Source organism: Gemmatimonadaceae bacterium, from assembly GCA_020851035.1.
Classification (GTDB): Bacteria; Gemmatimonadota; Gemmatimonadetes; order Gemmatimonadales; family Gemmatimonadaceae; genus JACMLX01.
This window is the reverse complement of the sequence record JADZDM010000005.1, coordinates 517,575-531,762: the sequence shown is the minus strand read 5'-3', so window position 1 is coordinate 531,762 and position 14,188 is coordinate 517,575. Positions and strand designations below refer to the sequence as shown.

Annotated in this window: 13 protein-coding genes; all 13 read right to left on the bottom strand. The window is 71.3% G+C overall.

What is annotated here, in order from left to right:
• Positions 1–3: 3 nt before the first annotated feature.
• The 13 genes from IT355_06105 to IT355_06045 all read right to left on the bottom strand — a co-directional run bounded on the left by IT355_06105 (position 4) and on the right by IT355_06045 (position 14,187).
• Positions 4–1,953 (bottom strand): putative baseplate assembly protein, encoded by a 1,950-nt coding sequence (locus IT355_06105; protein MCC7052822.1) that lies wholly within the window; start codon positions 1,951–1,953, stop codon positions 4–6.
• A gap of 2 nt (positions 1,954–1,955) precedes the next feature.
• Positions 1,956–2,366, bottom strand: coding sequence for a GPW/gp25 family protein (locus IT355_06100; GenBank protein ID MCC7052821.1), 411 nt, complete (start codon positions 2,364–2,366; stop codon positions 1,956–1,958).
• A gap of 1 nt (position 2,367) precedes the next feature.
• Positions 2,368–3,081, bottom strand: a complete 714-nt coding sequence (locus tag IT355_06095; protein ID MCC7052820.1) for a hypothetical protein — start codon at positions 3,079–3,081, stop codon at positions 2,368–2,370.
• Positions 3,082–3,142: 61 nt separating this feature from the next.
• Positions 3,143–3,610 carry a phage baseplate assembly protein V gene (locus IT355_06090; GenBank protein MCC7052819.1) on the bottom strand — a complete coding sequence of 156 codons (468 nt, stop codon included), beginning with the start codon at positions 3,608–3,610 and terminating at the stop codon, positions 3,143–3,145.
• Positions 3,607–4,842: a phage late control D family protein gene (locus IT355_06085; GenBank protein ID MCC7052818.1), complete on the bottom strand. Its 1,236-nt coding sequence runs from the start codon at positions 4,840–4,842 to the stop codon at positions 3,607–3,609. The genes IT355_06090 and IT355_06085 overlap by 4 nt, the downstream gene beginning before the upstream one ends.
• An 11-nt stretch (positions 4,843–4,853) precedes the next feature.
• Positions 4,854–5,546 carry a LysM peptidoglycan-binding domain-containing protein gene (locus IT355_06080; protein MCC7052817.1) on the bottom strand — a complete coding sequence of 231 codons (693 nt, stop codon included), beginning with the start codon at positions 5,544–5,546 and terminating at the stop codon, positions 4,854–4,856.
• Positions 5,546–5,737 (bottom strand): hypothetical protein, encoded by a 192-nt coding sequence (locus IT355_06075; GenBank protein MCC7052816.1) that lies wholly within the window; start codon positions 5,735–5,737, stop codon positions 5,546–5,548. The genes IT355_06080 and IT355_06075 overlap by 1 nt, the downstream gene beginning before the upstream one ends.
• Positions 5,738–5,739: 2 nt before the next feature.
• On the bottom strand, positions 5,740–6,306 hold the full coding sequence (locus IT355_06070) for a phage tail protein (GenBank protein MCC7052815.1): 567 nt from the start codon (positions 6,304–6,306) through the stop codon (positions 5,740–5,742).
• A complete protein-coding gene (locus IT355_06065) occupies positions 6,306–8,354 on the bottom strand; it encodes a phage tail sheath subtilisin-like domain-containing protein (protein ID MCC7052814.1) in 2,049 nt (682 codons plus the stop codon). Before IT355_06065 ends, IT355_06070 begins: the two co-directional genes overlap by 1 nt.
• A 41-nt stretch (positions 8,355–8,395) precedes the next feature.
• On the bottom strand, positions 8,396–8,833 hold the full coding sequence (locus IT355_06060) for a phage tail protein (protein MCC7052813.1): 438 nt from the start codon (positions 8,831–8,833) through the stop codon (positions 8,396–8,398).
• Between the two features lie 64 nt (positions 8,834–8,897).
• A complete protein-coding gene (locus IT355_06055; protein MCC7052812.1) occupies positions 8,898–12,260 on the bottom strand; it encodes a phage tail sheath subtilisin-like domain-containing protein in 3,363 nt (1,120 codons plus the stop codon).
• 98 nt (positions 12,261–12,358) lie between these two features.
• Complete coding sequence (locus IT355_06050) at positions 12,359–13,558, bottom strand: hypothetical protein (GenBank protein MCC7052811.1); 1,200 nt, start codon at positions 13,556–13,558, stop codon at positions 12,359–12,361.
• On the bottom strand, positions 13,555–14,187 hold the full coding sequence (locus IT355_06045; protein MCC7052810.1) for a DUF4255 domain-containing protein: 633 nt from the start codon (positions 14,185–14,187) through the stop codon (positions 13,555–13,557). Before IT355_06045 ends, IT355_06050 begins: the two co-directional genes overlap by 4 nt.
• Position 14,188 lies beyond the last annotated feature (1 nt).

Sequence of the window (14,188 nt, the reverse complement as noted above, 5' to 3'; positions counted from 1 at the left end):
GCCTCAGCTCCCCGAGGCGTATGCGACGCGCACCACGTGGTCCACCGAGTACGCCAGCTCGCCGTCGCAGAGGGCGACGTTCGTGCAGGGCGCGGCCTCGATGCCGTCCAGCGCGATCACCAGCCGCTCGATGCTCTGCACCCCCGGCACCGTCGCACGGCCGTACACCCGCGAGTAGAAGATGTCGCCGCCGAAGGGCCACCCCTGCCCGTCCTCGCCGCCCACCAGTGGATGGAAGTACTGCAGCAGCGCGGACGTGATTGCCGTCTTCACGGCGGCCAGGTCGGCGCGGTCATCCACCACCACGTCGGTGGTCACCCGCACCTGCCGGTACACCGGCGGCACGACATACAGTTCGGTGGTGATCACGCGCGCCGGTTCCAGCGCCGCGCAGACCATCCGCAGCGTGCCCTCGCTGGGCACGGGGTTGGGCGCGGTGCCATCGGGGACCACGATCATGCTCACCACCCCCGGCACCTGCACGCCCGGGAAGTCGGGATGTGAGAGCGGCAGCGCCTTGGCGCGGCGGATGGTGCCGGCCTCGATCGCGAGCTGCTCGTAGTCCTGCGCCGTCACCGCGCGCCCGCGGCTGCGGATCGCACTCGGTGCCCGCAGCTTCGCCTCGGCCAGCGACTCCTCGGCGCGCCCGCCGACGGAGGGCTGCTGGTTCGTGATCGCATTCGCGTCCACGCCGGTGATGCTGCCCACCAGCGTCTTGATGGCACCGGCAGCGAGGTTGCCGGCGGTACCGCCGCCGAATCGGTACTCGCGGGCCACGATATTGCTCGCCGGCAGGTCGCTGTTCCCCACCGGGATGGCGCCGTGGTTGCCGTCACCGAAGCGCACCTCGCCGGTGGTGCGGTCCAGCGCGAACACCCGGTCGCGGCCGGCAGCGCCGAAGAAATCGGTGACCTCCGTCCACGCCGCGAACCCGTCGCCCTCGTTCACCTCGAGACGCAGCGTGCCCGCCAGCACCGGTGCGCTCGCCAGGCGGAAGACCTGGTTCGCGCGCCCGTCACTGCCGCCCAGCACCTCGTTGCGCACGGTCTGCGCCTGTGTCGCCGAGACGGTGTTGGTGCGGATGGCACGCAGTTGCGGGGCGCGCTCGTACTGCGCCTGCACCAGCCGCGCGCGGATCCAGGTGCGCGCTGCGGCCACCTCGCCGATCACGTCGGCCACCATCACCCCCGCCGCCGGCGTCTTCAGCCGCACGTGGCCCGACCGCGTGAAGGCGAGGGTCTCGTCCACCAGCAGGTCCAGCGGGCGCCAGTCGCTGCCGTTCCAGTACTCCCACACCATGCGGGCGGATGCGAACCGTGCCGAGGTGCCACTGGCGCAGTTCACGCTCTTCGGCGCCGACGCCGCGGCGGTGACGAAGGCCAGGTCCAGCTCCACCTGCGGGAACGGTGCCGCCGTCTCGAAGCCCAGGTAGAGGGCCGAGTCGATGCCGGCGGCGTTGCCGAACGGGGCGAAGGACTCCAGTGCGCTGGTGTTGGCGGCGCTCAGGTCCTCGAACGCGAACCCGTCGAAGGCCTGCACCGACGACAGTCGTGCAGCGATCGCGGTGATGGCCCGGTCGGTCTCGAACACCACCGGGGCCGGCGAGCCCGGCGCCTCGGCCGTCACCTGGGTGCGCCGCGGGATGATCACGAACGGCTGCGTGGCGGCGGCCGCCAGCGGGAAGGTGATCTCCGCGATCGCCGGCTCGGCGGCGCGCAGCTCGATCCCCAGCAGCTCCAGGAACTTGAGGTAGTTCAGCTCCGGCACCTGGCCCATGCGGTAGAGCAGCATGTCGCCCAGCCAGGCGAAGAGCTGCACCAGCGTGATGCCCGGGTCGCTGTCGTTGAAGTCCGTCCACTCGGGCGTGTAGCGCGGGATGCGCGTGCGCAGCTCGGTGAACAGGTCGTCGTAGCGCCGGTTGTCGATGACCGGCAGGTTGTGTGCGGGCGGCATGCTCAGGCTCCCTCTCGCAGGTAGAACGGGTAGACCAGGTTGGCGAGCGCGTTGTTGGCGCGGATGCGGTAGCCCACGCGGATCAGGAGCAGCGTCGGCTCGCCGGGGGGTGACTCCACCACCAGGTCGAGCACGTCGATGCGCGGCTCCCACTGGACCAGCGCGCGGCGCACCTGCTGCGCCACGAGCCCGATGGTGGCCGGCGTGTTGGGCTGGAAGACGAGGTCGTGGATGCCGCAGCCGAATTCGGGGAGCATCACGCGCTCGCCCTTCGCGGTGCTGAGGATCAGGTAGACGGACTCCTCCACCCGCACCTCGTAGCGTGCGCGCGCGATGCTGCCGCCGGCGGTGACCTGCAGCGGGAACTTCCATCCGAGCCCGAGGAACTCGCGGGTGTCGCGCGGGGCGGTCATCTCAGCTCACCGTGATCGTGGCATCGGCATACGCCGACGCGCCGCGCTGCGTGACACCGGTCATGAACAGCTTGTGTGCACCCGGGCCGAGCGAGGCCATGAAGGCGGCCGACAGCGTGCTGGTCACGGTGAGCGACGGCGACGTCCACGCGCCGCCGGCGGGCGCGACCACGAGGCCCGTCGGCAGGCCGTTGGTGGCATCCATGCTGGCACCGGGTGGCGAGGTCACCAGCACGCGCAGGTCCCACGAGAGCGGGAACGGTGCCGTGAGCGTGAAGGTCACCACCATCGTCGCCGGGAGCATCGTGGCGGTCACGAACGCCACCGCGGGTGGCACGGCCACCACCACCGGCGGCGCCAGGTCGAGCATCGCCGGCTCCGCCTCAGCGGTGCTGGCGCCGGCGGGGAGCGGGGCCGGCGAGCTGTCGTCCACGAAGGTGGTGGTCTCGGTGATCGTGAGCGGCATGCCCGTCACGCTCTTCTGGATGTCGGTGGCGAGGATCACCTTGCGTCCGGCGATGGTGGAGGCGTTGAGCCCCATCGACTGCAGCGTGTAGCCCACGCAGGGCGGGAGGAACACGCAGGTCAGCGTGCCCGTGTCCCCCTCGCCGGTGACGATGCCGCCGGCGTCCACGAGCGGCGTGGCCGGGATCGTGGTGCCCACGCCCCCATGCGGACAGGTGATGACGGCGGAGGTGGTCAGGACCTTCGGCACGTCGCCTCCGTTGCGGTGCTTTGCGGCGCCGGGGCACCCTGCGTGATCGGCAGCGTGGTCGTCATGCGATCTTCACCTGGCCGGCCTGCATCGTGACGGAGCGGCCGCCGCCGGTGATGGTGATCGACTGCTGGGCGTCGTCCATGGTGAGCGAGAGCCCCCCTTCGGTCTTCACCACGACCTTCTTCGCGCCGGGCGTGTCCTCGAAGCGCAGCTCGTGCCCGCCGGGGGTGCGGATGATGCGCAGCTGGGTGTCGCTCTCCGGCGGATGGTCCGCCCCGCTCCAGAGGAAGCCGAGCACGAACGGGTGGGCGAAGTCGCCGTGCTCGAACGCCACCAGCGCCTCGTCGCCGACCTCGGGCATCATGAAGCTGCCGCGGTCGTCACCGGCCATCGGCGTGCTCACAGGCGCCCACGCGCTGCGCACGTTCGTGCCCATCCAGGGGAACGTCATGCGGATGCGCCCCTGCTTGTCGGGGTCGTCCACGTCTTCCACGATGCCGATGACCACGCCGGAGGGGGAGTTCATCGCTTCCACTCCGGCCACTCGTCTTCGCGGTAGCAGTTGAACTGCGTGGTGTAGCCCGACTCCCCGATGCTGTGGGTGGTGTCGGTGACGAAGTACACGCCGCTGAACCGCGAGCCCAGGTTGCCGATCGCCACCAGCTGACCGGCGCGCAGGTCGGGGAGGCCGATGGTGGTGGCGCTGGCCTTCACCATCGTACGCCCCACCTCCAGCAGCCGCGCGCGGGCCGCGTCCCGGGCGTGCTCCTTGGTGAAGACCGGCAGGTCCACCACGATGTCGTCGTGCGGGTCGCAGCTGCCGAGCAGGCGGTGGAGGTCCTTGTTGCGGTTCAGCTCCTTGTCGTCGAGGTCCACCTTCTCCTCGATCGGCTTCTTGGTGGCGCGGTCCCAGCCGCGCACGGTCACCGACTTCACCTGGCTCGCGGTGGTGAGCGTCGGCTTGAACTCCATCAGCGAGCGCCCCCACTCGAGCCGGTAGATCACGTCGCGCAGCACCACGCCCTGCCCGCCATGCGGGGGGCCGAAGTACAGCCGGCGCGGGCGCACCGTGCCGTTGCGCGTCTTCGACTCCTCCATGATGAAGATCACGTAGCCGCGCTCGCGGGCGCGGCTGTACAGGAAGTCGATGTCGGTCTGGTTCTTCTGGGCGATGTACTCCAGCCGCGGCTCCTTGCCGTCCACCGCCGGGTCCACCTCCACCGGCAGCGGGAAGCGCTTCAGCTGCGTCTCGTCGTCCTTCAGCGTGGCCAGCTTCTTCGCGATCTCGCTGTCGGTGACCTTCTCCCAGGCGAAGTCGTACGGCTTGCGCCGGAGCTGGTGCAGCACGTTCAGCCCGCGCACCGTCAGGGTCGGTGCACCGCCGGAGGGGAAGGTGGGCTCCATCGTGGTGACGGTGCCGGTGAGCATCGTCCGCATCTCGTCCACGTAGCCCATGCGCACCGTGACCTCGCGACGGCAGGGCTCGAACAGCTTGAAGCGGAGCCCGCGCGCGTCGTTGCGCTGCAGCTCGGCGTCGGTCTCGGCGCCCACGTACTTGAACTCGCGGGTCTCGGTGTCCCAGTTGTTCACCACCATCTCGAACCCGTCCATCTCACCGGTGCTGTCATGGTAGGTGAGCTGGGACACGTCGCGGAGCACGTCACGCGGCAGGCCGACACCCTCGATCTTCACCTCGAAGCGGGGCACCCGGAACCCACCCTGGAGCCGGGACTCCTCGACCAGCGGCATGATGTTCATCGCGGCAGGCCTCAGGTCAGGGGCGGGACGCGCAGGAACGCACCCACCTCGAGCCGGCGCGGGTCGGCGATGCCGTTGGCCTGCGCCACCTCGCGCCAGCGGTGCGGCATGCGGTAGTGCCGGCCGGCGATGCCACTGAGCGTGTCACCGCGCTGCACCACGTGGCTCTGCGTCTTGTCCGGCGAGTTGAGGTTCAGCTGCTTGAGCTGCTCGTCCAGCGTCTTGTACTCGCGCAGCGACACCGTCACGATCGCGCGCAGCGGCACCCCCTCGGGGCTGAACAGCGTGAACCGCTGCTTCACGCTCTCCACCACGCACTGGAAGTCGGTGCGGCGCTGGTTGCCCACCTTCTCCGACACCTCGCTCCCCGGGAACTTCTTGTGCCACAGGAAGGCGCACACCGGCGGGGCATGCGTGTCGGGTTCGATCTTCACCAGCTGGTAGATCTGGTCCGTGAGCGTGGTGACGCTGGTGGCATTGGTGCCCATCCCATCGTCGGTGGTGTCGAAGAACAGGTCCAGCGACAGCGTCTCGGCCTGCCCGCGCACGAACTGCACCAGCGGCGTGTCCAGCCCCGGGATCGCGATCTCGGCCAGCTGCGCGCCCTTGGTGAGCGTGTACTCCGTGGGATTGAACTGGACCGGGATGAACTCCATCTCGTCCTTCCACATCGCCACGATCGTCGCCTTCTCGAGTTGTTCCATCAGCCCGGCCCCCGGCTGGCGCGGCTGCCGGTGAAGTCGCGCTCGCCCTGCACCCGCTTCGCATGCGCGTCGGCGGCGCGCACCTGGGCCAGGAACTCGGTGAGCAGCTGCCGGCGCACGCGCGGGTCCACCAGCGCCGCCCCGTCCACCGCCCGCACCGTGCTCTCGATCGAGCCGATCTCGATGTCCATGCTCAGAACCCCCCGCCCACGGCCGCCGACACGCCGAGGGACGCCGCCGCTGCGCCGAAGCCGACGTAGGGCACCTGCCACAGCCCCTCGTGCGTGATCTCGAGGCCCTCGATCGCCACCGTGTTCTGCCCCGCCACCAGCGACGGGCCGGTGTACTTCGTCGGCAGCCCGCGACGGAAGTGCCAGATGTGCGACGGCAGGTGGAGGTCGTTCAGCAGCGTGATGATGCCGTCCTTCCGCTTCCCCTTGCCGATGGCGAAGTCATAGTGCCAGTCCCACAGGCTCGACCCGGCACCGACCCCGCTCTTCAGCACCAGCGGCGCCCAGGTCACGCGCGTCGGGAACTTCAGCACCCCGCCGTTGTTGCCCCCCTCCTTGTACTCCTCCACCTCGAGCGCCATGTCGAGGCCCGAGCACTCCGAGAAGCCACCGAGCAGCGTGTCTGTGATGGCCGACATCGCCACAGACTTGAGGGTGGCCATCGTGCTGGAGGTGTCGATCAGGTTGATGGTGAAGTTGTAGGCCATCAACGGGTCGAACCGCACACCCACCGTGCTGAGGAGCGCCATCAGGCCACCCTCCCGTCACGCTGCACCGTCCACTCGGCCAGCTCGAGCTCGTTGCGGGAGCGCCAGACGCGCACCACCACGAACTCGAACGGGATCGCGGGCGCGATGCCGATGTCCACGTGCAGCCGACCGTTCGCCACGTCGGCCGCGGAGTTGTTCGTCTCGTCGCAGCGCACGAAGAACGCCTCCTCCATCGATGCGCCGGCGAGCTGCCCCTGCTGCCAGAGGGTCGCGAGGTAGATGAGGATCGACATCCGCAGCCGCTCGCGGGTGCCGGTGTCGTTCGGCTCGAACACAGCCCACTGCGAGGCCAGGTCCAGCGCCTTCATCACCATCAGCACCAGCCGGCGCACCGGAAGGAACCGCCACGAGGGATCGGAGCTCACCGTCCGTGCCCCAAGGATGCGGATGCCGCGCCCCGGCAGCGCCCGCAGCACGTTGATGCCGAGGGTGTTGAGCAGGCCGTGTGATTCCTCGTCGATGGCCGCGGTGAGGTCCTGCGCCCACGCCAGCGGCTCGTTGGCGGGGGCCTTGTGCACGCCGACCGCCCGGTCGGTGCGCGCGACCTGGCCGGCCACGTGCCCGGACGGCGGGATCGCCCGCGTGGGCTCGCGACGCAGCCGCAGCGGATCCACCACGCGCACCCACGGATGGTGCAGCGCGGCCATGTTCGAGTCGAAGCGCTGGCGCCAGCTCCGGATCGCGGCGACACCCAGCGTGGTGCCGTGCGCCGCGTCGAACGGGGGATCCAGCAACGCCACGCGGTCGCGCATGACCTCGCAGTGGCCCACCAGGTCGGCCTGCACGCGGAACACATCCGCCTCGCTGAACACCGGCGGGATTTCGTGCACCACCGGCGGTGGCGGCTCCGGCGCCGGCGGCGTGGCGCCGATCGCGCAGGGATCCGGGACGCAGGGCGGCAGCGGTGCGAACTGCGGTGGCGCGATGGGATGGATGTGGATGTCGGGCACCGCGAGCATCGCGACCTCGTCCACGCGCGCCAGGGCGCGGAACCCGCGCCGGCGCGCCGCCTGCACCATGTCGGAGTCATCCGGCGCCCAGTCGCCGCCGGTGAAATCCCCGGCGGTGAGCAGTCGCAGCCCGTCACGGCCACCCGTGAGCGTCACGCGCGAGGCCTCGAGCAGGTCGGACGCCGTCACGGCCCGCACCAGCGGGCGCGGCACCAGCGGGTCGGCGCCGTACGCCTCGCGCAGCTCGTCGATCGCGATGCGGAACGGCGCCACGGCCGTCGAGCGGGCCGCGCCGGCCGCAAGCGCCTCGCGCGGGGGCGACAGGCGACGCGGGCCGTATGCCGGGTGCTCCGGCACCAGCGACAGCGCCTCGTGCACCGCCACCACCGTCCCGCCCTCGCTCACCACCACGGTGAGCTCGACGCTCTCGATCAGCACCGGCAGCGTGGCATCGAGCCCCGACAGTGCCGCGTCGTACGGCAGCCGGCGCGACGGATGGTCGGCCACCCAGTGCAGCTGGCGCTCCACCGCGTCCACACGGTTCACCACGCGGTACACCGGCGCCGCGAGGGCCGACTGCGACAGGCGCACGAGCGTCCCGCGCTCGAACCCGCTGGTGGACGCCACGGCCGTCGCGGTCGGCGTGGCACCGATCGGCGAGCCGGTGGTCTGCGCGCGGTGCGTCACCGTCACCTGGATCGCGAGCGCGTTGCCCCACGCCCCAGGGCTCGAGGCGCGCACGCGCCACACCGGGAGCGCGCCCACCGGCGAGGTGAGCGTGACCGCCGCCGGTTCCACCCCCGACAGCGGATCGCGCGACGCCACCCGCACCACCCAGCAGCGCGCGCCGCCGTTCTCGAAGAAGGCGCGCACCGTGTAGGCCAGGTAGCCGCTGCCGGTCACGTCACCGAAGTGCGCGCGGAACTGGCGCCACGACTCCAGCGGCACCGGCGTGTCCACCGGCCCGCGCTCGGCGATGCCCACGAAGCCGGCCACGTCGGTGCGCACGGAGGCCACCCGCGAGTCGGTGACATCCACCGTCTCGTAGTAGACGCCGGGAGTGGTGTACGTCGCCATGGCCGGTCAGCGCGCGGCGTGGGACGTGCGGCGGGGCCGGCTCACGCGAGCTCCAGCCCCTCGTGCACCAGCTCGCACGACTCGATCGCGACCTCGTTCGCGGTGGCGTTGAACGTCGGCCCCTCGATCTTGTTGATCCAGGCCTTCGACACGTTCCAGCGCATCACCTCGTTGTGCTCCTCGTCCTGCAGGATGATCGAGCCGTCGCGCCGCTCGTTCACGCCGTTGGCGATCAGCTTGTACCACGCCCACAGCTCACCGTTGACGGTGTAGCCGCGCTTGAGGACGATGTTGGTGTACTTGCGCATGCCGATCAGCTTGCGCACCGAGAGCTGCAGGTCGGTGCCCTCGCGGTAGTCCACCGCGTCGCCCTCGGCGGTGAGGCCGCTGCACTCGCTGAAGCTGCCGACGGGGAGCCCGTCGAACTCGATCTTGAAGTTGAAGCTGCGGAACGGGTCGGGACGGACGGAGGTGCCCATGGCTCTCTCGACGGGACAGGGGGTGACGTGGGGAACGCGCGGCGCGGGTCAGCGGCGCGGCATGTCAGTCGCTGGTGTGGGCGGTCCAGAGCCCGATGCGCACGATCACGAACTCCGCCGGCTTCACCGGCGCGATGCCCACCAGGCAGATGAGCTGCCCGTTGTCGATCTCGGCCTGCGTCATCGTGCTGCGGTCGCAGCGCACGAAGAACGCCTCCTCCACCTTGGTGCCCTCGAGGGCGCCGTTGCGCCACACGGTGCGCAGGAAGTTCGAGATCGTCCGCACCACGCGGGCCCAGAGCGGCTCGGCGTTGGGCTCGAACACCACCCACTGCAGCCCGCGCTCCACCGACTGCTCGATGAAGATCATGAGGCGCCGCACGTTCACGTACTTCCAGTCGCTGTCGCTCGTGATCACGCGCCCGCCCCATGCCCGGATCCCGCGGCTGTTGCTGCGGAAGTCGCGGATGACGTTGATGTTCACCGGGTACGGGTTCAGGATGTCGTGCTCGCCCTTGCTCAGGCTGCGCTGCAGCCCCACGATGCCGCGCACCACCTCGTTCGCCGGCGCCTTGTGCACGCCGCGCTCGATGTCGGTGCGCGCGTACACGCCCACCATGTGGCCGGCCGGCGGCACCATGTACGGCAGCGTCGGCCCGGGCACGGTCGGGAAGGGCTGCGGGATGAGCAGCCACGGGTAGTAGAGCGCCGCGTACTTCGTGTCGAACTGCTGGCGCTGCGCCCGCACGTCGGCGATCGCATCCAGCGGCGCCCGCTGCGAGTCCAGCACGGCGAAGCGGAAGCGCATCTCCTCGCAGTGCGAGATCAGCGCCCCCTGCAGCGCGGTGGCGGTGCGGCCGGGAATCGCGACGATGCTCACTTCCTCGATGTTCTTGAGCGCCTGCAAGCCGGTCCGGTCACCGGGATCGACGGCGTCGACGCCGATGTAGACCGTGTCGTCCAGCAGCGCGAGCGAGTCGTCACCGCCGGCCAGCGCGTGGCGCGCCGCACGGGGCATGCCGCTCGGCAACCGGTCCACCAGCGTCTCGGGGCCCAGGCGCACCGCCTCGCGCGCCGCCGCGTTCGCCGCCAGGTCCTCGGCACGCACGTACCACGAGCCGCCGTCGGGACGCCCGTCGCTCAACCGCGGCACACCAGCGACGTCACCGATCAGCGACAGGAAGTAGCGCGAGTGCCGCGGGTCCATCGAGAGGTTCGCGAACACCTCGCGGTCCACCGCCGAGTCGTCGCGCGACGGCACCATCGGGTCGGGGCGCCGCATCAGCAGCACCGAGAGCCGGAACTCGCGCGACCGCACCCGCAGCTGCTGGCCCAGCCCGAGCGCATTGGTGTACGCCGTGTTCTGCGCGGCACTCAGTGGCGCGGCCAGCGTGATGCGGTTGTTGGAGCGGTTGATGGCGGCCACCTTCAGCAACCCGCCGATCACCGTGTCGTCCCCCGCCGGCGCGATCAGCTCCAGCACCGTGCCCGGCTCCACGCCGGTCGGCGACGAGAGCCGGATGTCGGTCGGGCTGTTCACGATCGCCAGCGTCGCACCCGACACGAGGCCGTTCGCCTCGTCCTCCACCGAGATCCGCAGGCGGTCACCCCAGCGCCCCGCATCGATCGCCGAGATGCCGATCATCGCCGTCCGCTGCGCGATCTCGGCCCCCAGCTCATGGCTGCGATCGAGCGGCGCATCCAGCTCCACCTCCATCGGCACCACTGCCGCCGCCGCCGCCGACAGCGCGTGCAGCCAGCGGAGCCCCGACGGTGTCGTCACCTCGACCATGTCGCCGAGTGCGAAGCCGAAGTTCTCGCTCACCACCAGCACGTCGCTGTCGGCGGCCGCGTCCAGCACCAGCGAGGCCGGTTGGCGCACCACCGCCGCGGGACCGACCCGGACCCGCTGCACCGTGGCACCATTCGCGTGGGCGATCGCCAGCGGGCCCGCCAGCACGATGGCCCCCGCATTCGGCGGCGCAGCCGGGTCGCCGGTGAGGGCGGCGACCGTCGCGAACTCCGCGTCAGGCGCCACGCCGATGCGCAGCACGTCGCCGACGCCGAGCCCCAGCCGCGACGCCAGCGGGATGCTCACGTCGGCCACCGCCGTCGCTGCGGTGAGCGTGGTCGGCAGCACCTCCACGAACTGGCCCGCCCCGTGCGGGCCCGCCAACGCCACCGTGAAGGTCACGGTCAGCGCGGTGGTGTCGACGGAACGGATCGTCCGCACCTCCGGCGCCCCGCCGGGATCCACGCGCAGGCGCTGCCCCGGCTCCAGGCCGGCGACATCGTCGATCGTGATCGTGTCCACCACCGAGGCGGCGGTGAGCGTGCGCCGGTCGTCGGTGACGGTGACCTCGGAGACCGTCGAGCCGCGCGGGTACGCGTCGTACGTGCTGCGCAGCAGCGCGAGCTGGTGCAGGTCGGCGATCCGCCGCACCTCCACCTGGGCCGTGCCCGCCTCGAACACCACCAGGTTGGCGGTGAGCGTGAAGTCGGCGCCGATCGCATCGCCGAAGATCACGCTGTCCCGGGCATTGGCGGCCGCCAGCAGCGTCGTCGCCGCACCGCCGGCCACGTTCAGCGGTGTCACCGCTGTCGCCGCGGCATGGGCCAGCACCAGCGGCGCATCCAGCACCACGGTGCGTGAGGCGCCCGCGCCACTCAGCCGCTCGATGCGCCGGTGCTCGGCGTCGGCCGCAGCACCGAACTCGAGGACCTGGCCGGCGGCCAGGAACGCCGCCTCACCCGCCACACCCTCCGTGAGCGTGACCGTCGCCGTGCCGGCCGGCGTCGCCGCCGCCAGGGTGCAGGGAGCGGTGAACGGTGCCAGCAGCAGGCGCGCGACGTCGGTGATCGGCGTCCCCGCGTCGTGGGCATGCGCCAGCGGGAACGAGAGCGCGACATGCGTGCTCGCCACCGGATTCGCCGCCAGCGTGCGGTACTCGCTCTGGCTGCCGTTGCCGATGCGGATCGCGTCACCCGCGGCCAGGGCGGCCGGCGCCAGGATCGACACCAGCGGCTGGTTGACCAGCGTGCCCGTGCCGGCCCGCGTCGAGCGCAGGAGCCGCGAGGCCACCGAGGCGGGTCCGCCACGGTCGAAGAGCGCCGCCACCGAGGCACGCGCATCGTCGCGCAGCACCCGCGTGACGTACACCCGCTTGCCGCCGTTGGTGAAGAAGCCCTGCACCGCGTGCGGCAGGTAGCAGTGGAAGCCGTTCGCGTTGCGGAACTCCACGTCGCCGAGCGGTTCCCCGAACCAGCGCGTGAACTCTCCCATGCTGGTGACCAGGATCGGCACGTTCACCGGCCCGCGTTCGGTCACCCCGACCATGCCGGCGGTGCTCGTGCTCACGCCTTCGATCGGCTTCGATCCCGTGTCGACTTCCTCGACGTAGACAGCGGGCGACAGGTACTCGGGCATCTCACTCCTCCTGAAGATCGTGCGGCCTTGCGGGAGACTGGCGGCGATGTGTGCAACGGCGCGTGCGGGTCGTGCGTGGGCGGTGCGGGTGGTGCGGGCTAGCTGAACACGAAGTCGGCGCGTTGCTCGCGCCGCGGGTATTCCGGCGCGACGAGGCGCGTGACGGTGGGATGCGCGCCGTGCGTGGCCCGGACTTCCACCACCGCCACCCGCGAGAGCGGCGGCAGCGCCCAGTAGCCGTCCGCGTCGCTGGTGACGGCGTAGCGCGACACCCGGTGGTATTGCGGCACGCCGGCGCCCGCCGTGATCTCCACGGTGCCGGCCGCGAACGCCGCGGCGGTGGTGACGAGCAGCGTCACGTCGCCACCGATCGCATCCATGGCCAGCGTCTCGTTCGGGCCCGGGGCAAGCAGGTCGACGCGGCGCGCGACGGCGCCTGCGGGATGGCCGTTCGCCAGCGGATGTTCGAGCGTGACCACCGCCTCACCCGCCGGCGACACCGCTCCCACCACTGACGCGACCACAACCGACTCCGCGCGCGTGACGTCGGCGGCGTTCACCTCGAGCACCTGGCCGGCGGCGATCGCCACCCGGTTCGAGAGCACCACCTCGCGCGCACCCGCTGCCACCGCGCGCACCAGGCGCTTGGGGTTCGCGAGATCCGGCGCCGGCGTGACCATGCGGATCACCGTCGTGGCGGCGGGTGCCACCGCGTAGAGCGGCGGGTGGATGGCAACCAGGTCCGGCGGCGATGCGGGCGGCGCCAGCACCACCGTCGGCGCCACGCGCCAGAGCCCCGTCACCTGCACCACGGCGCCGGGCAGGGCGGTCGTGGTGCCGATGCCCTGCAGCACCGTGCGGCCGGTGAGGATCACCGGTGCCCGGTGCAGCAGCAGGTCGGGCAGCACCGCGGCGGTGAACTGCTGCGGGAAGAGCGGCTGCGGGCCGAGCGGCTGCGAGACGGCCACCGGCAGGTAGCCGTCGGTCGCGACGCGCAGGCCGACGTCGTAGGCCACCACGTCGAGTGACGGGAAGGCGCGTGACGCCGTGCCGACGAGGCCCACCAGTCCGCCCGTGGCGGCGCGCGGGTTCACCGACGCACGGGCCTGCGGCGAGTCGAACGCGGCGCCGAAGGGCGTGATCACCACCGGTGCCGTGACCGGCTGCAGCGTCAGCTCGTCCAGCAGCCTGGCGCGCACCAGCGCCCCGGTGCGCATCCCGCCGGGAATCGGGTCATCCGGCGCGACGAGCTGCACGCGGCCGCCGACCGTGACGCTGTAGCGGGTCTCGGCGCTCACGGTGCGTTGGCCCCGACCATCACCACGTACTCCGTCTGCACCACCTGCACCGGCGACGCCAGCACCGGCTCGGACTGCGGCATGATCAGCGCGAGGGTCACCTCGAACGACGCCGAGAGTTGGTAGGGTGCCTGCAGCGCCGCCCAGACCCGCGTGATCTCCTCCAGCGAGAGGGTCTCGAGGCGCACCGCGAGCTGGCCTTCGCCACCGGTGAGCGTGTCGGCCAGGTCGGCGCCGCGGATGATCGGTGCCTGGTGGACGAGCTGCAGCACCTTGCCCAGCAGCTCCTGCTCGCGGGCGGGGCTCGACTGCGGGTTGGCCGGGTCGATGGCGACGAAGGGCGTGACGAGGTAGTGCAGCCGCATCGGCAGCGGCGCGCGCAGGAGCTGGCCCGGCGTGGGCCGCGTGGGCGGGGCGTTCAGGCGCTGGTCGTCGCGCTCCACGCGATAGAGCCAGAGCGAGAGACCCTGCAGGTTGTGCGTCCGCATCTCCTGCGGCGTGTTGAGCGAGATGGTCATGGTGCCGCCCAGCAGCGCGTCGAAGAGCAGCTGCAGGTCCGGATCGGCGTTGATGCCGCGCTGGAAGTACGCCTGCAGCGTGCGGCTGGTGGCCCGGAGCGCGGTGTGCATC